The organism is Variovorax paradoxus (genome assembly GCF_029919115.1).
Taxonomy (GTDB): Bacteria; Pseudomonadota; Gammaproteobacteria; order Burkholderiales; family Burkholderiaceae_C; genus Variovorax; species Variovorax paradoxus_O.
Map to the genome: position 1 here is coordinate 1,981,022 of NZ_CP123990.1, position 19,569 is coordinate 2,000,590.

Here is a 19,569-nt window from a genome sequence, read left to right on the forward strand (position 1 = left end):
CACAGGAACATCACAACAGACCCATAGCGGACCGCCAGGCCGGCATTGCCTTGCGGAGGCCAGCCCAAAAGGACCACGTTGACCACTGAATCCAACCCCACGCGTTTCGGTAGCGGCCATGCGGTTCGCCGCCTTGAAGACGAGAGCCTGCTGGCCGGCGCAGGCCGCTACACCGACGACGTCACGCTGCCTGGACAGGCGCATCTCGTATTTGTGCGATCTCCCTATCCGCATGCCCGCATCGTGTCTGTCGACACAGCCGCCGCCGCCGCCATGCCCGGCGTGCTGCGCGTGATCACGGGCGCCGAAATGGCTGAAGCGGGTGTGCAGCCCATGCCGGGCGCCGCCGGCTTCAAGCGCGCCGATGGCGGCGACTGCGCCAGCCCGCCGCGCCTTGCGATGGCACACGAGCGCGTGCGCTTCGTTGGCGAGGCGGTGGCGGCGGTGGTGGCCGAAACCGTGCAGCAGGCGCGCGATGCCGCCGAGGCATTGATGGTCGACTACGACGAGCTCCCCATGGTGGTCGATCTCGCGAGCGCCACCGCCAGTGGCGCGCCGCAGTTGTGCGACGAAGCCACCGGCAACATTGCCGCCGAAATGAAGCACGGCAGCAGCGACGCTGCAACTGCGGCCTTCGCAAAGGCCAGCCATGTGGTGGCGCTCGACGTGGTCAACCAGCGCGTCGTCGCGCTGACCATCGAGCCGCGCTCGGTGCTTGCGGCCTACGACGGCGAAACCGACCGCCTCACCATTCGCATGAGCACGCAAATGCCCTCGGGCGTGCGCGACTCCGTGTGCGCCGCCATCGGCCTCGCGAAGGAGAAGGTGCGCGTGGTGGTGGGCGACGTGGGTGGCGGCTTCGGCATGAAGACCGGCGCCTATCCCGAGGACATTGCCGTTGCGTTTGCCGCGCTGCAGGTCAAGCGCCCCTTGAAGTGGGTGGCCGAGCGCAGCGAAGAATTTCTTTCCAGCGCGCACGGCCGCGACATCGAGGCCCGGGCCGAGCTCGCGCTAGATGCCGACGGAAAGATCCTTGCGCTGCGCATCAAGACGCTGGCCAACGTGGGCGCCTATGCCACCGGCACCGGCGTCGCCATTCAGTTGCTGATCGGCCCCTGGGTGCAAACCAGCGTCTACGACATCCAGACCATCGACTTTCACTTCAAGGCGGTGCTCACCAACACCGCGCCCACCGGCGCCTACCGCGGAGCGGGCCGCCCGGAGGCCATCTTCACCATCGAGCGGCTGATGGACGAGGCCGCAAGACAGACCGGAATCGACCGCGTCGAGCTGCGCCGCCGCAATTTCATCCGCCCCGAGCAGATGCCCTACAAGAACCCGATGGCCCAGACCTACGACACCGGCAAGTTCGAGTCGGTGATGGACCAGGCGCTGGCGCTCGCCGACTGGCAGGGCTTCGAAACTCGCGCGGCCGAGTCGGCGCAGCAGGGCAAGCACCGCGGGCTGGGCATTGCCACTTTTCTCGAATGGACGGGCGGCAACGTGTTCGAGGAGCGCGTCACGGTTTCGGTGCAGGCCGACGGCGTGATCGAGGTGTTCTCGGCCGTCAACGCCATGGGGCAGGGCATTGCCACCTCGCTGGCGCAACTGGCGGTCGATGCGTTCGGCGTGCCGATAGAGAAGGTGCGCGTGGTGCTTGGCGACACAGATCGCGGCGACGGCTTCGGCAGTGCCGGTTCGCGCTCGCTCTTTACCGGCGGCTCGGCCGTTCGCATTGGCGCGGAGCGCACCATCGACAAGGCGCGCGAGCTCGCGGCGCAGGAGTTCGAAGCCTCGGTCGACGACATTGTCTACAGCCGCGGCGTGTTCAACGTGGCCGGCACCGATCTCGAGCTCGACCTGTTCGCCCTGGCGGGCAAGCAGCCCGACGGCGAAATCTTTGTCGACTCCACCAGCACCGTGGCCGGCCCGACCTGGCCCAACGGCTGCCACATTTGCGAGATCGAGATCGATCCGCCCACGGGTGAGATCAGCGTGGTGGCCTACAGCTCGGTCAACGACGTCGGCCGCGTGATCAACCCCATGATCGTGCGCGGCCAGCTCGAAGGCGGCGCGGTGCAGGGCATTGGCCAGGCGCTGTACGAGCAGGTGGTGTACGACCACGAAACCGGCCAGCCCGTGACCGGCAGCCTCATGGACTACGCCGCGCCGCGCGCCGACATCGTGCAAACCATGTTCCACATGGAAATGGATGAGTCGACACCCTGCATCAACAACCCGCTGGGCGTGAAAGGCGTGGGCGAGCTGGGCACCATCGGCGCCACGCCGGCCATCGTCAACGCCGTGGCCGATGCCTTTGCGCGCAACGGCTTTGCGGCCAGCGCACCGCGCCTGCACATGCCGCTGAGTCCGGCTCGCGTGTGGCAGGCCATGCACACGGTGGATTGAAGAACCATGGCAACCATCTACAAGGAATTCATCGTCGAGGCCGATGCAGCGCAGGTCTGGGACGCGCTTCGCGACTTCGGCGCCGTGCACACGCGGCTCGCGCCCGGCTTTCTGACCGACGCCAAACTCGACGGGCAGGGTGCCCGCATCGTGAGCTTTGCCAATGGCCTGGTAGCGCGAGAACTGCTCGTGGGCATCGACGAAGAGAGCCGCCGCCTGGCCTATACCGTCACGGGCGGCAAGGCGAGCCATCACCATGCATCGGCGCAGGTTTTTGCGCACGGCGAAGGGCGCTCGCGCTTCGTCTGGATTACCGACGTGTTGCCCGACGAACTGGCCGCCTACATCGCGCCGATGATGGACCAGGGCGGCGCTGCGATGAAGAAGACGCTCGAAAAGTAAACCGCTGCTCCCGGCCTAGAAGTCTTCGAGCGGCAGGCCCACATAGTTCTCGGCCAGCGCGGTGGAGGCGGCGTGCGAATGCACCAGGTAGTCGAGTTCGGCCTCCTGGATCTTCTGGCCGAAGGCGCCGGTCTCCGGAAAACGGTGCATCAGCGAGGTGAACCACCACGAGAAGCGCTCCGCCTTCCACACGCGGCGCAGGCAAAGGTCCGAATAGCGGTCGAGCGCGGAGGGCGTTTTCTCGCCATAGAAGATCTCGAGCGCACGCGAGAGATACCCCACGTCGGCCGTCGCTAGGTTGAGCCCTTTGGCGCCGGTGGGCGGCACGATGTGCGCAGCATCGCCGGCCAGGAACAGCGAGCCGAAGCGCATCGGTTCGGCAACGAAGCTGCGCAGCGGCGCAACGCTCTTTTCCAGCGAAGGCCCGGTCACCAGGCGCTCGCGCGCCTCGGGGTCGAGCCGTGCGCGCAGTTCGTTCCAGAAGGCCTCGTCGCTCCAGTTTTCAACGCGTTCTTCAGTCGGCACCTGCACGTAGTAGCGGCTGCGCGTGGCGCTGCGCATGCTGCACAAGGCAAAGCCGCGCTCGGTGTTGGCATAGATGAGTTCATGCGACACCGGCGGCACGTCGGCCAGCACGCCGAGCCAGCCGAAGGGATAGATCTTCTCGTAGGTTTGGATGGCGTCGGCAGGCACGCTGGCGCGGCTTATGCCGTGGTAGCCGTCGCAGCCCGCGATGAAGTCGCATTCGATCTCGTGCACCTGGCCGTCTTTCTCATAGCGCACGCTCGGGCGCTGCGAATCGAAGTCATGAAGGCTCACGTTGGCCGCGCTGTAGACGGTGGCCAGGCCTTCGGCCGAGCGTGCCTCCATCAGGTCGCGCGTCACCTCTGTCTGGCCATAGACCGTGACCTGCTTTCCGCCCGTGAGGCCGTGCATGTCGATGCGGTGGCGTGCCCCCTTGAACAGCAGCTCGATGCCTTCGTGCGGCAGCCCCTCGGCCTTGGCGCGCGCATCGACCCCGGCGCGCGCCAAAAGGTCCATGGTGACCTGCTCGAGCACGCCCGCGCGAATGCGCCCCAGCACGTAGTCTCCGCTCTGGCGCTCGACAATGATGTTGTCGATGCCGGCCTTGAAAAGCAGCTGGCCGAGAAGCAGGCCGGCTGGGCCCGCGCCGATGATCGCGACCTGTGTGCGCATGTTGATGTCTCCGATGGGGTTTTCCGGAGCGTAGGGCGTGCACGGCATGCTGGCGCGGCGCTCTGTGAGGCTCTGTGCGATCATGCGAGCGGCTGCGCGATCATCGCGCAACACTTCTCACTTCGACCAGATGACCATCGCCAAAGCCGACTTCATCGAGGGCATTGCCAAGGGCATGGCGGTGCTCGAAAGCTTCGACACCGAGCGCCAGCGCCTCAATGCCACCCTGGCCGCAGAGCGCGCCGGCCTCACGCGCGCCGCCGCGCGCCGGCACCTGCTCACGCTGGCCCACCTGGGTTACCTGGAAACCGACGGCAGCTATTTCTGGATGGCGCCCAAGGTGCTGCGCTTCTCGGGCAGCTATCTTGCTTCGTCGCGCCTGCCGCGTGCGCTGCAGCCCACGCTGAACCGCCTTGCGGCACAAACCGGCGAATCGTTCTCGGCGGTGGTGCTCGACGGCGAGGAGGTGGTCATCGTCGCGCGCAGTGGCAGCTACGGCACGCCCACCCGCGTGCTGGCGTATGGCTTGCACCTTGGCGCCCGCCTGCCTGCGCATGCCACCTCGACCGGCCGGGTGCTGCTGGCCGCCATGGCGCCCACGCAGCTCACGCAATGGCTCAAGGGGCGTCACCTGGCACGCCTCACGCCGCACACCACCACGCAGGCGCGAAACCTGCGGCAACTGGTTTCCAAGGCTCGCAAGGACGACTACTGCTTTGCCAGTGAAGAGCATGAGCTTGGCGTGCAGGCGCTGGCGGTGCCGCTGCGGGACATGCAGGGCCACACCGTGGCTGCATTGAATGTGGTGCTCTCGGGCACGCGCTACCAGGAAGAGACGCTCCAGCGCGAAATGCTGCCGCTGCTCTTCGAGGCCGCGCGTGAGGTCAGGTCGCTGCTGTAGCCTGAACTTTCTGCCCTGCCACCGCCTCGAATCCAGAAAATCGGACCACGACAACCATGCGACTGCTGCTCCTGGAAGACGACGTGATGATCGGCGAGGCCGTGCTCGACCTGCTTCGGGCCGAGCAATATGCCGTGGACTGGGTGAAGGACGGCGATGCGGCCGAGTCCGCATTGCGTACCCAGCAATACGACCTGGTGTTGCTCGACCTGGGCGTGCCCCGCCGCGACGGGCTCGAGGTGCTGCGCAACCTGCGCGCCCGCAAGCAACGCATGCCCGTGCTGGTTGCCACCGCACGCGACTCTGTGCAGCAACGCATCGAAGGGCTTGACGCAGGCGCCGACGACTACGTGCTCAAGCCCTACGACCTGGACGAACTGCTGGCACGCATCCGGGCGCTGCTGCGCCGCGCAGCCGGGCGTGCCGAGCCGGTGTACGAGCACATGGGCGTGAGCATCAATCCCGCCACGCGCGAGGTTTCGGTGGCAGGCCAGCCGGTGATACTTTCGGCCCGCGAGTGGGCGGTGCTCGAACCGCTGATTGCGCGGCCCGGCATGGTGCTGTCGCGCGCGCAGCTCGAAGAAAAGCTCTACAGCTGGAAGGATGAGATCAGCAGCAACGCCGTCGAGGTCTACGTGCACGGCCTGCGCAAGAAGCTGGGCGCCGAGCTGATCCGCAACGTGCGCGGCGTGGGCTACATGGTGCCCAAGGCATGATCCGCGCGCTGACCGGGTCGCTGCGCGCGCGCCTGCTGTGGTTTCTGCTTGCGGCCATTGTGCTGGCCGCCGGGGCGCAGGCGGTGGTGGCCTACCGCACGGTGCTGAAGGAGGCCGACGACATCTTCGACTACCACATGCAGCAGATGGCGCTTTCGCTGCGCGCCGGCCTGCCGCCCAGCGCGGCGGTGGGCGGCATAGGCAGCGGCGAGCAGAACTTCGAGTTTGTGGTGCAGGTGTGGACGGCCGACGGCGTGCGCATTTTCGAATCGGCCGAGCAGGCCGCGCTGCCTCAACTCGCGGTGCTGGGCTTTGCCGACGTGCGTGCGCGCGGCACCACCTACCGCGTGTTCTCGATGCAGACCAGCGGGCTGGTCATCCAGGTGGCGCAAGACATGGCGGCGCGGCGCAACATGGCCGGCGCGCTGGCCTTGCGCACCATCGCACCCGTGGCGCTGATGGCGCCCCTGCTCATGCTCATCGTGTGGTGGGTGGTGAGCCTGTCGCTCGCGCCCGTGGCGCGCGTGCGAAAGCAGGTTGCGTCGCGGCAGGCGGACGATCTTTCCGCCGTGAGCGAAGAAGGCCTGCCCGACGAGGTCCGCCCGCTGGTGCAAGAACTCAACCTGTTGTTCGACCGGGTGCGCCACGCTTTCGATGCGCAAAAGCACTTTGTGGCCGATGCCGCGCATGAGCTTCGTTCGCCGCTTGCCGCACTGAAGCTGCAGGTGCAGGGCCTGCAGCGCGCGCCCGATGCCGCCGCGCGCGAAGTGGCCGTGGGCCGCCTCGTCGCGGGCATCGACCGCGCCACGCGGCTGGTCGAGCAGATGCTCGCGTTGGCGCGGCACGAGGCCAGCATGGCCGCAGGCGCAAAGCCCGAACCGGTAGACCTTGCCGAAACCGCGCGGCTGGCCATTTCGGACACGGTCGCGGCCGCGCAGGCACGGCGTATCGACATCGGCATTTCGCATGCAGACGCCGCCGTGGTGAACGGCCAGCCCGAGGCGCTGCGCATGCTGCTGCGCAACCTGGTCGACAACGCCGTGAAGTACACGCCCGAAGGCGGGCGCGTCGACGTGGGCATTGCCGTGCAGGGCGAGGGCGTGGAACTCAGCGTGGACGACAGCGGGCCCGGCCTCCCCGAGGAAGAGCGCGAGCGGGTGCTCGACCGCTTCTACCGTTCGGGCGAGCCGCAGGCGCCGGGCAGCGGGCTCGGCCTGGCCATCGTCAAGTCGATTGCCGACCTGCACGGCGCCACGGTGGCGCTCGCGGCGTCACCGAGCCTGGGTGGCCTGCGGGTGCTCGTGCGCTTTCCGGCCAAGGCCTGAGCTCTTCTCGAATTCGAGCCGCGCTTTAAGGCGCGCTTAAGTCAACGGGCCGACATTCCTCTCATCGTGTTTGCGTGCAGACGCATTGAAAGGAAAGCTAGAAATGAACACCCGCCTGACTTCTCCCTCCGCCCTGGTTCTTGCCCTGGCGACCGCCGGGGTGATCGGCGCCGTTGGTGCCGGCGCCTACACCAGTGCCGTGAGCGCTCCGACCAACGCCACGCCCATCGCCGCAGCCCCCGCAATGGTCACGCTGCCCGATTTCTCCACCATCACCACGCGAGACGGCCCGGCGGTGGTCAACATCAGCGTGACCGGCACCGCCAAGGAGTCGGACGCTGAAGCCGCGGCCGAGATGCAGGGCATCGACCCGGACGACCCGATGCTCCAGTTCTTCCGCCGCTTCCAGGGCCAGACGGGCCCGCGCGCGCAGCAGCGCGACGTGCCGGTGCGGGCGCAGGGCTCGGGTTTCATCGTGAGCCCCGACGGCCTCATCATGACCAACGCGCATGTCGTGAAGGGCGCGAAGGAGGTCACCGTCAAGCTGACCGACCGCCGCGAATACCGAGCCAAGGTGCTCGGCGCCGACGCCAAGACCGACATCGCCGTGCTCAAGATCGATGCGAAGAACCTGCCCACGCTTGCTCTGGGCAACACCAAGGACCTGAAGGTCGGCGAATGGGTGCTGGCCATCGGCTCGCCCTTCGGCTTCGAGAGCACCGTGACTGCAGGCGTCGTGAGCGCCAAGGGCCGCTCGCTGCCCGACGACAGCTACGTGCCGTTCATCCAGACCGACGTGGCCGTGAACCCCGGCAACTCGGGCGGGCCGCTGCTCAACACGCGCGGCGAGGTGGTCGGCATCAACTCGCAGATCTACAGCCGCAGCGGCGGCTACCAGGGTGTGTCGTTCGCCATTCCCATCGACGTGGCCGTGCAGGTGAAGGACCAGATCGTTGCCACCGGCAAGGCCACGCATGCGCGCCTGGGCGTGGCGGTGCAGGAGGTGAACCAGGCCTTTGCCGATTCGTTCAAGCTCGACAAGCCCGAGGGCGCGCTGGTCTCCAACATCGAGAAGGGCGGCCCCGGCGACAAGGCCGGCCTGAAGGCGGGCGACGTGATCCGCAAGGTGGACGGCCAGCCCATCGTCTCGTCGGGCGACCTGCCCGCGGTCATCGGCCAGCAGACGCCCGGCAAGAAGGTCACGCTCGAAGTGTGGCGCCAGGGCGAGCGCCAGGAGCTCTCCGCCAAGCTCGGCGACGCGAGCGACAAGCCCACGCAAGTCGCCAAGGCCGACAATGCGGCAGGGCAGGGCAAGCTCGGCCTTGCGCTGCGGCCCCTGCAGCCGCAGGAAAAGCGCGAAGCCGCCATCGAGAACGGGCTGCTGGTCGAAGACGTTGCCGGCCCCTCGGCCATTGCCGGCGTACAGGCGGGCGACGTGCTGCTGGCCATCAACGGCACGCCCGCCAAGAGCCTGGAACAGGTGCGCGAAGTGGTGGCCAAGGCCGACAAGTCGGTGGCGCTTTTGATCCAGCGCGGCGAAGACAAGATCTTCGTGCCGGTGCGCATCGGCTGAGGCTTGCCGTGATGCTCCGGCGCAGAACATGAGCTCGTCGACCGGCGGCCTTTCGGCGCACATCCTGCCCACGTCGGCCACCATGATCGGCGTGTGCATGACCGTGATGTCGATCGGCCACCTGGGGCCGCGCGACGACCTGCGGCTGCTCATCGACCGCATGCTGGCCATCGACGCACTGGTGTTCCTGGCCAGTGCGCTGCTGTCCTTCATCTCGATGCGGTCGCGTCGATCGGGCGTTCGCCTGGAGGCTTGGGGCGAGGTGGTTTTTATTGCCGGGCTCGCGTTGCTGGCGCTGGGCGCAGTCACGCTGGCGTTTGCCTTGCGCTGAAGAGCGGCGCAGAGCCAAAGCCAAACCCGTTAGCGCCGCGCAGCCTTGTCGAGCCGCGCCGCCACCAGCGCAAGATGCCCGACCAGTTCCTTGGGTGATTCAATCTCGAAATCGTGCCCCAGGCAGGCCAGCCAGACCGCCAGCGCATCGAGCGAGTTGGCGCCGGTCTCGATGCGGGTGCGGCTGTCGTCCAGCGCCTGCGGCCTGCCGCCGACCCAGGCGAGGTGCGGCTCGAGTGCCTTGGCCGGCGCGTGCACCACCACGCACGCATGGTGCAGAAACGGCGACACCGCGAGCGCATGCTGCATGTAGGCTTCGATGTCTCCATGGGGCAAGCGCCGCGCCGTGAAGCGGGCGCCCGTGGGCACCGGTCCGTCGATGCGGTCGAGACGAAAGGTGCGCCAGTCCTGGCGCGCCGTGTCCCACGCCAGCAAATACCAGCGCTGCCCGGTCTGCACCACCCGGTGCGGCTCCACCGTGCGCGCACTGGCGGCGTCGTGGTGGTCGCGGTAGTCGAAGCGCAGCTCCAGCCTTTCGGTGCAGGCCTCCGCAAAGAGAGACACGGCCTTCAGCCGGACCCCTGACTTGCCGCGCATGACAGGCACTACCGATGCGCGCACGCTGTCCAGGCGGCGCCGCAAGCGCTGCGGCATCAGTTGCTCGAGCTTGGCCAGTGCACGCATCGATGCGTTCTCGATGTCGCCCGCCGTTGCGCCGGCCGGACTGCCCAGGCCCAGTGCCACGGCAATGGCTTCTTCGTCTTCGAGCAGCAGCGGCGGCAGCGATGTGCCGGCGCCCAGGCGGTAGCCGCCGGCCACGCCGGATGTCGAATCGACCGTGTAGCCGAGGCTGCGCAGCCGGTCGACGTCGCGGCGCAGCGTGCGCTCGGTCACTTCGAGCCGCGCAGCCAGATCGGCGCCGGTCCATGAACGTTGGGCCTGGAACAACGACAAGAGCCGTATCAGGCGAGCGGAGGCGGACAGCATGGGCGAATGATGCCGCTGATCGAGGACAGAAACTGTCCGCAATGCCGTTTAGCCTTGGTTCTCCAGATCACACCGCACCACCGAAAGGACACGACCATGAAGAAGACCTACAACGGAAGCTGCCACTGCGGCAAGGTTCGCTTCCAGGCAGACATCGACCTGAGCGAAGGCACCGGCAAGTGCAACTGCTCGATCTGCACCAAGACAAGAGGGTGGGGCGCCATCGTCAGGCCCGACGCCTTTCGGCTGCTCGCAGGGGAGCAGGAGCTTTCGCTCTACCAGTTCAACACGCACAGCACCGAGCACCTGTTTTGCAGGCACTGCGGCGTTCGCCCTTTCGGGCGCGGCAACGTGCCGGAGATCGGGGGCGCCTACGTCAGCGTGAACGTGACTTGCCTGGACGACGCCACGGCGGACGAATTGGCCAACGCGCCGGTCCGCTACATGGACGGGCGCAACAACAACTGGTTTGAATCGCCCGCAGAGACAAGGCATCTCTGAGCAGGCGAGGGGACGAAGCTCAGGACTCTTTTTTGCCGGTGTCTTTTTCGGGCACTTGCGCGTCGAGCTCGTCCTTGATGCCCCTGTCCCCGCGCAGCGCCAGGTAGAGCACGGCGCCAAGGCCGACCACGGCAACGGAGATCAAGGCGAACAAGCCTCCGCCGAAGGACCACCACCAGAACAGACCGCTTGCAACAAGTAGCAGCGCAACCAAGAGTAAAGAATTCAAGTGCATGGCCCAGGCCGATAGTACATTGGCGGTAATGTACGCGGCGTTACTGTTTTGCGGCTGACTCGCGCTTTGGGAAATACCCTTTTTTCGCGAAATTTCGCGTTGCATCGGGCGGCCTGCGCTGTGGTCTACGGTTTGTCCAAAGGTGGAACGTCGTAAATCTGGCGCAGGCTTTCAAGTTGTTCCTGCGCTACGCGAAAGCACTCGGTCACTTGCTCCGGCGTCGGTTCCGGATAGCCCGGCGGTGGCTGCAGAGCATTGCCAAGGCGCTCCCATGCCGCCTCCCAGGCCAGCTTTGCGATGGCGCGCGCATCCGAAGACCTCGACATCATCTTCCTCCGGTTTTTTTGATGGCATCAATGATGCGGGCGCGCTGCCAGGATTCAAGAGGGGTGGGGTAGCCTGCCAGGCGCCAATAAACACCTCCGGAAGCAGCTGAAAGTCCACCTGCCCGACTGCTGCGGCCGCACGCTCGCGCTGCACGGCAAGATGCAGCAGCGCCAGCGTGCAAATCACTGCCGCCATTGCGGCGAGCACCCACCAAAGGGCCCTTGTCGCTTGCGCGTCGGGGCCGGTTCTCTTGTCACGATCTTGCATCTCAACCTCCTAAACGAGAAGCGAAGATCGAGTTGTTTCAAAATTGCAGATGTCAGACAAAGCCGCGACCGTTTGTAACGCGGCTACCGCCCAAAGACTGGGCTCGGCGCGAGCCCGGGCCGTGTTCTGCCGGGTCCTCGGGGCCGTTCAGCTTCCGCCGAAGACCTCGATCTCCACGCGCCGGTTCGGTGCCAGGCAGTCGATGAGCTCCGCTCGCCGGGTTTGCGCGCATTGCACCTTGGGTTCGGATTCGCCCTTGCCTTGCGCTTGCACGTTGTGCGCCGGCACACCGGAATGCGCCAGATAGTTGCGAACAGTGTTCGCACGCGCCAGCGAGAGGGCGTTGTTGTAGGCGCTGCTGCCCAGGCGGTCGGTGTGCCCCGTTACCCTGATGGCATCCACCGACTTGACGCTGCCCTTGATCTCGCCGGCCAAGGCGTCGAGCTTGCGCCGGCCCTCGGGCAGCAGATCGGCCAGCGAGCTGCCGTCGAAGCGGAAGAGGCCGTCGGCGCCCAGCGTGACCTTGCGCGGCGCGCCCGGGGCCGCCCCAGCCGGCCGTTCGGCCACAGGCACCGCGCGCGCCCCCAGCACGTCGCCGCAACCAGCGGGCAGCCAGTGGAAAGTCTGCGCCTTGAAGTCCTTGTCGAAGATCACCTTGTATTGGCAGGTGGTCATGCCGCCGCCCGCTTTGCGAAAGTGAAAGATGTAGTCCCACTCGCGCGGGCTCGCCACGCCTTCGCGAAAGTGCGGGCGACCGAGCAGATCGAACAGCTGGTCTTTGGTGACGCCTGGCGCCACGGCGCGCAGGTTGTCCAGGTTGGGAAACGTGCCTTCCTTGAGCCAGGCGTCGTTCTCCACGCTGGGGAAGACCAATTCGGTGGCCTTGCCGTCGTCGGTGATGCCCTTGCTCACGTAGGAGCTGCAGCCCTGCAGGACCAGAACGGCGGCGGCTCCCAGTGCGACGGCCGAGAAGCGATGGATTTGTGTTTTCGTCATGATGATGTTGTTCCTCTTGTTTCGGGCCGTCGGCTTACCAATGGAAGCCAGCACCGGCCGCCACGCCAACCTTGCCGCGCGAGTTGGCCGAGCCGCTGAACTTGACCACCCAGCGGCCGTTGTCCGAGAGCTTCGACACGCCCAGCGCGAGGGCAGCCTGGCCGTCGAAACCCGCAACACCTGCGGACACCATGCTCTTGCCGGGGATGTAGGCCTGCGGCATGTTGGCCATTGCCATGGCACCGGCGGCACCGGCGCTGGCGTCCTTGGCAATGCTGCGGATCTCCCCGCCCAGGGAGTTCACGCGCGCATCGGTGTAGGCGTTGGCCCCGGCAATGCCGGCGTTCAGCTGGTTGACGTTGACGGCGTCGGTACCCGCAACACCGGGCGCCACGTTGTGCACGGTGACGGGGCCCGTTGCGTTGCTGCCCCCCATGCTCACGCTGTTGTAGTTGATCGAGCCGTCCGGGTTGGTGTCGTACTTGACCGTCGACTGGTCGATCACCGCCACCACGCCTTGCACCCCGCGCAGCTGCGACACGTTGACCGCGTCGCTGTCGGCCGTGCCCGCCGCCACGCCGGTGATCTGGCGGAACTGCCCGTTGGCCGCATCGCCCACCGACACGGCCGCCAGCGTGCTGGTGGTCGCGCCGATGGCAATGCGCTGCGCATCGGTGGCCGTGGGCGGCACGAAGCCCGCCACGCCCGCCGCGGTGGAGGCAACCGAGCCCGCGCCCAGCGCCACGCCGCCGGCTTGCGTCACGCTGCTGCCCGCGCCCAGCGCCACCCCCTGAACCCCGGCGGCCGAGGCGTTGGTGCCCAATGCAATCGAGTCGGCCAGGTGCGATGTAGCGCCTTGGCCGATGGCAATCCCGCCCGGTGCGCTTTGCTGCACGATGGCGCCGTTGCCGATGCCCACGCCGTTGTTGCCGTTGACCACCGTCTGCGGCCCGACCGCCACCGACTCGGCGCCGATGGCCAGTGAATCCGCCGCCGTGGAGTTGGCGTGGAAATACAGCGTGGGCGTGACGGCAAACGATTGCAACGCACCGCTGAGCTGCCGCACCGTGACCGCGTCCTGCGCCTCGGTGCCGTCGGCCACGTTGGTGATCTGGCGGTACGTGGTCGCGCTGCCGACCGAGAGCGCGCCAAGCAGCGTGCGGTCGGCGGTGTTGTATTCGATCAGGCTGCTGCCGGCTGGAATGCTGCCGGTCGACGGCGCCACGAAGCGGTCGGAAACCGAGCCCGAGCCGAGCGCAACCCCGCCGTCGACCGTGGCGCTGGCGCCGAGGCCCTGCGCAATGCTGGCCACGCCGCTCGCGGCCGCATCCTTGCCCGAGGCAATGGCGTCGGCGGCTGTCGCGCCCTCGTTGGCCTCGTTGCCGCCGCCGGTGGAGCTGACGCTGTAGTACCGGGTCTTGTTGGCCGTAACCGTGCTGCTCAGGTTCTCGATCGACTGGTTGGTGGCGAACAGCTGGCTTCCGTTGATCGCGTCGGTCGAGTCGACTGCGACGCGGCCGGCCGCCACGTTGGTGATGGTGCGTTCGGCACCCGCCGCGCCCACGCTGACCGTGCTCGTCGGCGCGGCTCCGGCGAAGACGTAGGACTTGCCGTCGATCACCACGCCGCCCGTGCCGACGGCTGCGGTCGTCGTAGAGCCCGAGCCGAGCGCGACATCGCCTGCGTTGTTGGCCACCGCGTTCGGGCCGATGGCGACCGAGTTGGTCCCCACGGCGCTCGAGTCGGGCAGGGTGGAGTTGGCGTGGAAGTATTTGATGCCCCCGCCGTTGTTGATGTCGCCGATCTGGTTGTTGAGATTGGTGATCTGCGTCGAGTTCAGCGTTACCTGCTGGTTGGTGGCAAACAGCTGCGAGCCATTGATGGCATCTGTCGAACTGTTCGAAAGCCGGCCCGCTGCCACGTTGGTGATCGTGCGCTCGGCACCCACCGCGCCGACGCTCACAGTGTTGGTGGGCGTGGCGCCGGCAAAGACGTAGGGATTGCCGCCAATCACGGTGCCGGCGGTCTGCACTGTTGCGGTGGATACCGAGCCCGAACCCAGCGCCACGTCGCCGGCATTGTTGGCCACCGCGTTCGGGCCGATGGCAACCGAATCCACGCCGACCGCCTGCGAGTCGGGCAGGGTGGAGTTGGCGTGGAAGTACTTGATGCCCTTGCCGTTGTTGATATCGCCGATCTGGTTGTTGAGGTTGGTGATCGACGTTGTATTGGCCGTTACCTGCTGGTTGGTGCCAAACAGTTGTGAGCCGTTGATGCCGTCAGTCGAGTCGATCGCAATTCGCCCGGCCGCGAGATTGGTGATGGTGCGCTCCGCACCCAGCGAGCCAACGCTGACCGTGCTCAGCGGGTTGATGCCGGCGAAGTTATAGGTGGTGCCGCCGATCACGGCGTTGGGCGTGGCAACCGCCTTGCTCGTCGCGGAGCCGGAACCCAATGCCACGTCGCCAGCGTTGTTCGCCACCGCCGTGTCGCCGAACGCAACCGCGCCCGCGGCCAGCGCGCTGCTGGTGCTGCCGATCGCAACGCTGCCCTGGCCGACCACGGTGTTCTGGTAGCCGATGCCGACCGCGCCCTGTGCCGCGGTGCCGGGCACGCCCACCGCCTGGCCCCCACCGCCCACCTTGTTCGTGTTGCCCATTGCCACGGAACCGTTGCCGGTGGCCGTGTTGTCCATACCGCTCGCAATCGCGCCGTCACCGGTCGCAGTGTTCGGGTCGCCGATCGCCACCGCGCCGTTGCCGCTGGCAACGTTGCCGGAGCCGATGGAGACCGAGCGGCCTCCGGTGGCGGTTGCGTTGGTGCCGATTGCAACTGCCTCGGCCGAGTTGGCAACTGCGGAGCTACCGATGGCGATCGCGTTGTCTGCGCTCGCGTTCGCGTTCAGGCCGATCGACGTCGTCGCGTTGGCCGCGACGCCGATGCCGGCATTGGTGCCGATGGCGACATTGTCGTTGCCGCTGACCAGACTGCCTGCCGCGGCCTTCAGGGTCCCGTCGTAGGCGACAGTGCCGTCGCCTGTGCCGAAGGCGAGGTTGCGCGTTCCCGTGACGCCCGAACCCGCGCCCCGCATCACGCTCGCAATGCCACCGCCGATGGCGGTGTTCTGTGCGCCGGTAACCAGTGCCCCGGATGCGATACCCAATGCGACTGAACCGGTATTGCCAGCAGTCGAGCCCGCACCGGCACCCTGGCCGACCGCAACGGTGCTGGCGCCCATAGCGAGCGCTTGTGCCCCGAGCGCAAGCGAACTATTTCCTACCGCACGAGCAGCGTTGCCGACGGCGGTGGCTGCGTCGCTGGTTGCCTCTGACTCATTGCCTAGCGCGACGGTGCGCAGCCCGGTTGCCTGAGATAAAAAACCCCCGGCGAACGCAAAGTTCGCACCCGCCGTAGAGTTCACACCGACTGCGGTGGAGTTCCCTCCCGAAGCGATAGAGGCGGTGCCCAACGCGCTGGCGCCGGCGCCGGTCGCCTCGGCGTTAACTCCTAGTGCGACTGTATTGATGTTGCTTGAGACCGTGCTGCCACCTATAGCGATTGCACCGCCAGCGCCTGAGGCTGCCGCGTCCAAGCCAACAGCCACCGAGTATTGCGTCGACGAAACGGATTGGCCACCAATGGCGATGGCATCGGCGCCCGACGCGAGAGCACCACTGGTGGCATTGCCACCGATTGCCAGCGAACCGACATTGGTGGCCCGCACGGCTGTTGCTGCGCTGATGCCCCCCCCGCCGAGCGCTGTTGCATAGTCAACAGTGGCATTGGCTTGCGCGCCCATGGCAACGCTCCTGATTCCAGCTGCTTTCGACTGTATGCCGATACCAATGGCTGCCAAGCCGCTGGAGTTGACATCCGTGCCAATAGCAATCGCCGACTCGGCGGATGCTCCGGTTCCAGTGGTGCGCGAACCCAGATAAATGGCGTTGGTGGCTGAGGCAAGGGCGCTGATGCCAAGACTCGTGGCATTTATCCCTCCACTGAAGGCGTTGAAACCTATTGCAGTGGCTCCGCCGAAAGTCGCCTGGGCCTGCTGGCCCGCGCATGTCGCGCTGCCGCTGTAGGAGTAGTAGGGCCCTGCTGTGCAAAGCGCCTGCGCCTGCGCCCAAGAGCCCCATCCCAAACCGCTGATCGCCAGCAGCGCAGTCAGAACACCCTTGCGCAGTCGTCCTGGCGCGGGCGATGCAAGCGCGTTACCTGCAGCGAAACCTCTCACACAGCTTGCGCTGCGCTTGCCCCGGGCCCGGGTGATCTCCGATGCCGCAACCCAGGCACCAAGCGATTCATTCCAGACCGTGCGATAAGTAGTGTTCATGAGCTCCATCCACGAATATAAAAGTTTTAATGAATGGCATTGGCCATTCAAAATTTGCAAAATAATGAAATCTAGTTTTGCAAACAAATCTTAGAAGAGGCACGGAGCGTTGCAACTATTGCTGTCTCATTTTGGAGTCAATTTGTAGAATCAATTGATAATTAAAATTGACTTTATGCAATCGATAGTAATATGAAGTTACACGTAGAATTAAGTTAATACGTGCACCTGTTTTGGGCTTGGTAGAAGATTTTCTTCATTCTGAGCCGCACTTTCTTGTCGTCGACGTGCTTCGGTTTCCATTGTCGGATTGCTCACGTTTGCGCTGGGAAAGTCTCAGCCTTCGAAGCCGGGGGCGCCGCTTGCTCGGTTTGGAAGGCATCTCAACCAGTCGTACGCCTCAATCCCCCGGTTGATGACTAAAAAGGATCGATGCATTGCAAAAATGCAATCGACATTGCTGCAGTGCGGGATCCGCAATTTCTTTCAATGCGATCCGAACATCTTTTAAAAAGGCTGCCAAGGATGAGTTGTGCGTACACGTCGGAATCCGCGTCAGCTGCAGGTCACCAAAAAGTGATTGGCGAGAGGCAAACATCTGCATTGCAGATCTAATGCTATCGCTTGATAAATATCGAAGAGTGCAATTCGCGCGGCAAGCGGACGCGGGCGTCCGCAGGCATCGAAACCGCCGCAGTCGGAGGGCCGAGCCGCAAGAGCGCGCTCCAAACCATCCGCTAACCCGCAACGGAAGATCTCTTGGGGCTTCAGAAAACTGTACAAACATACAGTATGATCGCCGGGCTGGTCTCTGGCCCGCAAGTCGGCCAAGTCCGACAACCCGGCCGGCGCTCCAAACCTAATTTGCCGTTGCCCCGATCCTTGGTTCTTCCTCTCGGGGCCCTTGACGTGGCGACATCGTCAGGGCTTCCGCCCAGCCCCCTGCGGGCTGGGCTTTTTTTTGCCTGGCGAGGCGATCGGATCACCCCGCCATTTTTCAGAACGGCATCAGAAAGACCAGTTCAGGTTGACCTTGAACCCATGGTCCTGCAGCCGGTCTCCAAACTGGCCCGAGTACGAGGCATTCAATGCCAGGTTTGGGCGCAGCTGCGTTTCGATGCCGGCCTCGAGCACCGCCACATCCTTTGCCAGCGGAACGCCCGACAGCGTGAACGGCACACTGCCCGCAAATGCATGCGTGCTCGTCGGCGTGGCGCCGCCGAATGCGTGGCGCCAGCCCAGCGTGCCGCGCAGGCGAATGCTTTCGCTGGCCTGCATGCTTGCGCGCACGCCAATGGTCGAGAAGGTTGCATCGGTGTGGCCGCCGTAGCCATACAGCGCGGCAAGGCCGCCTTGCTCGACGAACGCATCGCTGCGCAGCCGCACATGGGCCAGGCCCGCAAAGGGCTCCAGCGTGGCGGCACCCAGGTCGATGCGGTGGCCCAACTCGCCAAAGGCCTGGGTCGTGCTGCTGTCGTAGGTGCCGGCCAGGCTGCCCGCGCTGGTGTCCGCGCTCGCGCGGCTGTAGCCTCTGGACGGATCGAGACAGCCGGACGAACCATCCCCACCCCACTAGTTCTGGTCGTTTTTGATGTTTTTGTTCCGCGCGGCCTTCCACAAGGCATCTGCATCGACGGAGCGCGGAAGGCCGCTCCTAAGGCACCACTCGAAGAACTGGTCAAGCTGAGTTGATTTGTCGAACAGGGCATCGGCGCCCAACTCCAGGCTGCGGCGACGCATTTCTTCGGTTGGATAGTTCGTCAAGACAACCATCCTCTGGTGCGGTGCTCGCTGCTTGCAGGTTCGCAATACCGCAAGGCCCGAGCCCTCACGCAGGAAGAGATCCACCACAGCCAGGTCCCAGCTATCGCCGAGTTTCTGGAGAATTTCGATCCCCTCGCGTGCAGTCTCTGCGACGGCGACGACTTCTGCATTGACAAGGTCGGCCAGTGCCGGGACCAAAGCCTCCCTGATGGTGCTGCTGTCCTCGATTAGAACTGTCTGGAGCGACATGACGTTGGAGCAGCGCTGCTCAGTTCGACTTGTTGCGATAGGTTGCTGGCAGTGAATGGTTATACGTTCCGGGGCACTTGGGGGTGTAGGCCAAAAGCCTGAATCGGCGGCGGCGCCCGAGTCGTTGCCATGTGCCAGCTAACATCGGGCTCCCGACTGAAAAGGTGCGTCATGACCCGTTCATCCTCCGCTCTTCCTCCAGGCGAAAACACCGCCGATCTGGCCAAGACGCTCGAAAAGAACAAGCGGGCGGCTGAAACGGTCCATGAAGTCGCGGAGGATCTCTCGGTAGTTCACACGGTGCTGGAAAGCGAAGTGCCCAAAGAGACTCTGCACCCTGACGTCGGGCAGGCCATCGAGCAGACGGACCAACTCAAAGACAAGCTCGAGGCAGCCGAGGAGAAGTTGAAGGCCGTTAACGAGGCCCTTGAGCAGCAGGTCGCCTCAAAGGGCCCTTGAGCCCTCTGGAGAGGTCATATCGCCCGCACTCCTTGCGCGCACAGCGTTGAGGCCGGCGCGGGTGTCGGCATGTCCTCGATTCTTGCGATCTCTGCATGCCCGTGTTCGGTAATGCGCGTCACCGTGGCAGCCCTTGACGGGGCGTATCGGGCTGTGGCCTCCAGGGCGCCGATCTCGGCCTCGACCAGGCCGGTTGCCGCAAGCACCGAAACCGAGCGGACTTCTCCAGCTTCGAAGACTCGAACCGGGAGCTCTTCGTGCTGCAGTTGCAGCAAAAACCAGAGCGGCATCCGGTTTTCCAGGTGAGTTCTGGCGTGCTCGGTTCGCAGACGCTTGGCTTCCGCGCGCAGCCACTGAGAGTCTTCGGAAAGCCGCCTTACGACTGCGTTGAGCGCAGCGATCCTTTCCCCCAGATCGGAGGAGGCGCCGGGGTGTGCCAAATCATTCATCATTTGAGCTTAATGTGATAATTTCACATTTTATCGTACGCTTGGTTACGAGTTGGACTGCTCGGTAGTTTCCAGAATCGCCGGTCGAAAGCGACTGTGGCTGACGCGCTGGAAACGCTCGGCAGATACGTTGTGAACTCACATCCTGG

At 65.4% G+C, this 19,569-nt stretch carries 16 protein-coding genes and 3 pseudogenes; 9 read left to right on the forward strand and 10 right to left on the reverse strand.

The genetic code is table 11. From position 1 onward, the window contains the following. Positions 1–78: 78 nt before the first annotated feature. Both QHG62_RS09705 and QHG62_RS09710 read left to right on the forward strand, forming a co-directional pair. A complete protein-coding gene (locus tag QHG62_RS09705; RefSeq protein WP_281150663.1) occupies positions 79–2,409 on the forward strand; it encodes a xanthine dehydrogenase family protein molybdopterin-binding subunit in 2,331 nt (776 codons plus the stop codon). 6 nt (positions 2,410–2,415) lie between these two features. Next, positions 2,416–2,811: an SRPBCC family protein gene (locus QHG62_RS09710; RefSeq protein ID WP_281150664.1), complete on the forward strand. Its 396-nt coding sequence runs from the start codon at positions 2,416–2,418 to the stop codon at positions 2,809–2,811. Positions 2,812–2,826: 15 nt separating this feature from the next. Here the strand turns inward: QHG62_RS09710 and pobA are convergent, their stop codons facing one another. Continuing rightward, positions 2,827–4,008 (reverse strand): 4-hydroxybenzoate 3-monooxygenase, encoded by a 1,182-nt coding sequence (gene pobA, locus QHG62_RS09715; RefSeq protein WP_281151559.1) that lies wholly within the window; start codon positions 4,006–4,008, stop codon positions 2,827–2,829. 130 nt (positions 4,009–4,138) lie between these two features. Between pobA and QHG62_RS09720 the strand changes: the two genes are divergently transcribed. The 5 genes from QHG62_RS09720 (at position 4,139) to QHG62_RS09740 (ending at position 8,854) form a co-directional block, all read left to right on the forward strand. After that, positions 4,139–4,909, forward strand: coding sequence for an IclR family transcriptional regulator domain-containing protein (locus tag QHG62_RS09720; protein WP_281150665.1), 771 nt, complete (start codon positions 4,139–4,141; stop codon positions 4,907–4,909). 56 nt (positions 4,910–4,965) lie between these two features. Beyond that, positions 4,966–5,625 (forward strand): response regulator, encoded by a 660-nt coding sequence (locus QHG62_RS09725; RefSeq protein WP_281150666.1) that lies wholly within the window; start codon positions 4,966–4,968, stop codon positions 5,623–5,625. Next, on the forward strand, positions 5,622–6,950 hold the full coding sequence (locus QHG62_RS09730) for an ATP-binding protein (protein ID WP_281150667.1): 1,329 nt from the start codon (positions 5,622–5,624) through the stop codon (positions 6,948–6,950). Before QHG62_RS09725 ends, QHG62_RS09730 begins: the two co-directional genes overlap by 4 nt. Before the next feature lie 103 nt (positions 6,951–7,053). After that, positions 7,054–8,523 (forward strand): DegQ family serine endoprotease, encoded by a 1,470-nt coding sequence (locus tag QHG62_RS09735; protein ID WP_281150668.1) that lies wholly within the window; start codon positions 7,054–7,056, stop codon positions 8,521–8,523. A gap of 28 nt (positions 8,524–8,551) precedes the next feature. After that, entirely contained in the window at positions 8,552–8,854 is a 303-nt protein-coding gene (locus QHG62_RS09740) for a hypothetical protein (protein WP_281150669.1), read from the forward strand. A gap of 29 nt (positions 8,855–8,883) precedes the next feature. Here QHG62_RS09740 and QHG62_RS09745 read toward each other — a convergent pair whose 3' ends face one another. Beyond that, positions 8,884–9,840, reverse strand: coding sequence for a helix-turn-helix transcriptional regulator (locus QHG62_RS09745; protein WP_281150670.1), 957 nt, complete (start codon positions 9,838–9,840; stop codon positions 8,884–8,886). Between the two features lie 96 nt (positions 9,841–9,936). On the opposite strand from QHG62_RS09745, the gene QHG62_RS09750 reads away from it, so the two are divergent. Next, entirely contained in the window at positions 9,937–10,341 is a 405-nt protein-coding gene (locus tag QHG62_RS09750) for a GFA family protein (protein ID WP_281150671.1), read from the forward strand. A gap of 19 nt (positions 10,342–10,360) precedes the next feature. Here QHG62_RS09750 and QHG62_RS09755 read toward each other — a convergent pair whose 3' ends face one another. The 7 genes and pseudogenes from QHG62_RS09755 to QHG62_RS09780 all read right to left on the reverse strand — a co-directional run bounded on the left by QHG62_RS09755 (position 10,361) and on the right by QHG62_RS09780 (position 18,512). Next, positions 10,361–10,681: a hypothetical protein gene (locus QHG62_RS09755; protein WP_281150672.1), complete on the reverse strand. Its 321-nt coding sequence runs from the start codon at positions 10,679–10,681 to the stop codon at positions 10,361–10,363. 66 nt (positions 10,682–10,747) lie between these two features. Next, entirely contained in the window at positions 10,748–11,170 is a 423-nt protein-coding gene (locus tag QHG62_RS09760; protein ID WP_281150673.1) for a hypothetical protein, read from the reverse strand. A gap of 147 nt (positions 11,171–11,317) precedes the next feature. After that, complete coding sequence (locus QHG62_RS09765) at positions 11,318–12,166, reverse strand: OmpA family protein (RefSeq protein WP_281150674.1); 849 nt, start codon at positions 12,164–12,166, stop codon at positions 11,318–11,320. A 34-nt stretch (positions 12,167–12,200) separates the two neighbouring features. Further along, positions 12,201–16,016 (reverse strand): annotated as a pseudogene (locus tag QHG62_RS09770) (YadA-like family protein); the annotation flags it as partial. A gap of 363 nt (positions 16,017–16,379) precedes the next feature. Further along, positions 16,380–16,508 (reverse strand): annotated as a pseudogene (locus QHG62_RS27780) (ESPR domain-containing protein); the annotation flags it as partial. Between the two features lie 999 nt (positions 16,509–17,507). Next, a pseudogene (locus tag QHG62_RS09775) lies at positions 17,508–18,002 on the reverse strand (autotransporter outer membrane beta-barrel domain-containing protein); the annotation flags it as partial. A gap of 69 nt (positions 18,003–18,071) precedes the next feature. Further along, the gene (locus QHG62_RS09780; protein WP_281150676.1) at positions 18,072–18,512 is read right to left on the reverse strand and encodes a response regulator; all 441 of its coding nucleotides are present in this window, start codon (positions 18,510–18,512) and stop codon (positions 18,072–18,074) included. 171 nt (positions 18,513–18,683) lie between these two features. On the opposite strand from QHG62_RS09780, the gene QHG62_RS09785 reads away from it, so the two are divergent. Beyond that, entirely contained in the window at positions 18,684–18,971 is a 288-nt protein-coding gene (locus tag QHG62_RS09785) for a hypothetical protein (protein WP_281150677.1), read from the forward strand. A gap of 14 nt (positions 18,972–18,985) precedes the next feature. Here the strand turns inward: QHG62_RS09785 and QHG62_RS09790 are convergent, their stop codons facing one another. Beyond that, complete coding sequence (locus QHG62_RS09790; protein WP_281150678.1) at positions 18,986–19,423, reverse strand: hypothetical protein; 438 nt, start codon at positions 19,421–19,423, stop codon at positions 18,986–18,988. Positions 19,424–19,569: the final 146 nt, after the last annotated feature.